This is a genomic window from Streptomyces sp. CO7 (assembly GCF_053474865.1).
This window is the reverse complement of sequence record NZ_JBRIOU010000009.1, coordinates 50,148-51,777: the sequence shown is the minus strand read 5'-3', so window position 1 is coordinate 51,777 and position 1,630 is coordinate 50,148. Positions and strand designations below refer to the sequence as shown.

At 74.8% G+C, this 1,630-nt stretch carries 3 protein-coding genes; all 3 read left to right on the top strand.

Annotated features, from left to right (window positions below):
* On the top strand, nt 1-255 hold a 255-nt coding region (locus tag ACOV8S_RS26895; protein ID WP_448320959.1), incomplete at its 5' end, for an MbtH family protein.
* A gap of 92 nt (nt 256-347) precedes the next feature.
* Nucleotides 348-875: a GNAT family N-acetyltransferase gene (locus ACOV8S_RS26890; protein WP_448320957.1), complete on the top strand. Its 528-nt coding sequence runs from the start codon at nt 348-350 to the stop codon at nt 873-875.
* The coding region (locus tag ACOV8S_RS26885) for a thioesterase II family protein (RefSeq protein ID WP_448320956.1) at nt 872-1,630 on the top strand (759 nt) is incomplete at its 3' end. The genes ACOV8S_RS26890 and ACOV8S_RS26885, both read left to right, overlap by 4 nt.

Below are 1,630 nucleotides of genomic sequence, written 5' to 3'. Positions count from 1 at the left end.
GATCCACGCCCGCACACCCACCACCCCACGCTGACGACGGAAGGCACGGACATGGACGAGAACACCCGCTACCAGGTGCTGCGCAACGACGAGGACCAGTACTCCCTGTGGCCCGTCGACGTCGAGGTCCCCGCCGGCTGGCAGCCGGTCGGCAAGGAGGGCACCGAGGCGGAGTGCAGCGCCTACGTCGACGAGGTCTGGACCGACATGCGTCCGCGCAGCCTGCGGGAGCGCATGGAGAACGCCGAGGCCTGACCCGGCGCCCCGGGGCCGCCCGCCGCCGACGTGCACGCCCACGCGGAAGCGCGTGCAGGACAGTGCACGACGCACGTGAACCAGGAGACCCCATGAAGACGCCCGTCCTGTACACCGAACGACTGGAGTTCCTGCCCTACCGCCCGGCCGACGAGGAGGCCTTCGTCGCCCTCCTGCGCGACGAGGCCGTGTGCCGGTGGATGGGGCAGGAGCGGGTGCCCGAGGCGGACATCCGCGCCCTGTTCCGGTCCATCCTCACCGAGGTCTACCCGCAACGGCTGTTCGACGTCTGGGGCCTGTGGCTCGACGGGACGTACGTCGGTCACGCCGAGGTGAAGCGGACCGGCAACGTCGACGGCCACGAACTCGTCACCGCCCTCGCCCCCGGCTACTGGGGCAAGGGGCTGGGCTCGGAGGCCGTCCGCGGCCTGGCCCGGCACGCCGCCGACAACCTCGGCCTGACCGAGGTCTACGGCATGCTCGGCGCGGGCAACACCGCCAGCCTGGCCATGTGCCGCAAGCTCGGCTTCCGCCCGCTGCGCGAAGTGGTGGCCGAGGACGGCTCGGTGACCCTGCTGATCGTGCTTCCCGTCACCCCCTCCGGGGCGGCGCAACGATGACCGTGGGCGGACACGGCGTCGGGCCGGCGTGGACCGGCACCCGCAGCCGCTGGCTGCGCCACCACCGGGTCGAGGAGCCCCGGCTACGGCTGGTGTGTCTCCCGCACGCGGGCGGCACCGCCACGGCGTACGCCGGCTGGCCGCCGCTGCTGCCCGCCGGGGTGGAGCTGCTGGCCGTTCAGTACCCCGGCCGGCAGGACCGCCTCGCCGAACCCTGCGAGACCTCCATGGCCGCGCTGGCCGACGCGGTCACCGACGCCCTCACCGGTCGTCTCGACCTGCCCGTCGCCCTGTTCGGGCACAGCATGGGCAGCGCCGTCGCCTACGAGGTGGCGCTCCGGCTGCGGGACCGCGCCGACGCGGACGTCGTCGCGCTGCTGGTGTCGGGGCGGCGCGCCCCGCACCGTCGCGGCCCCGCGCCGCTCCCGCTGGACGACGCCGGGCTGCTCGCGTCGGTCGCGCGCCTGGCCGGGCCCGAGGCCTGGGCCTACGACCACCCCGACCTGCGCGAGCTGCTCATGCCGTCCCTGCGGGGCGACCACCGGCTGCTGGACGCCTACCGCCCGGACCCGCCGGCCGAGCGCCTGCGGATTCCCGTCACCGCGTACGGCGGCGACCGCGACCCGGTCTGCCCGGCGGCGGACCTGGACACCTGGGCCGAGGTCACCGACGCCGGCCTGGAGACCGTCGTCCTGCCCGGCGGCCACTTCTTCCTCCGCGAGCAGGAGGCGGCACTGCTCGGCCACCTCGGCTCC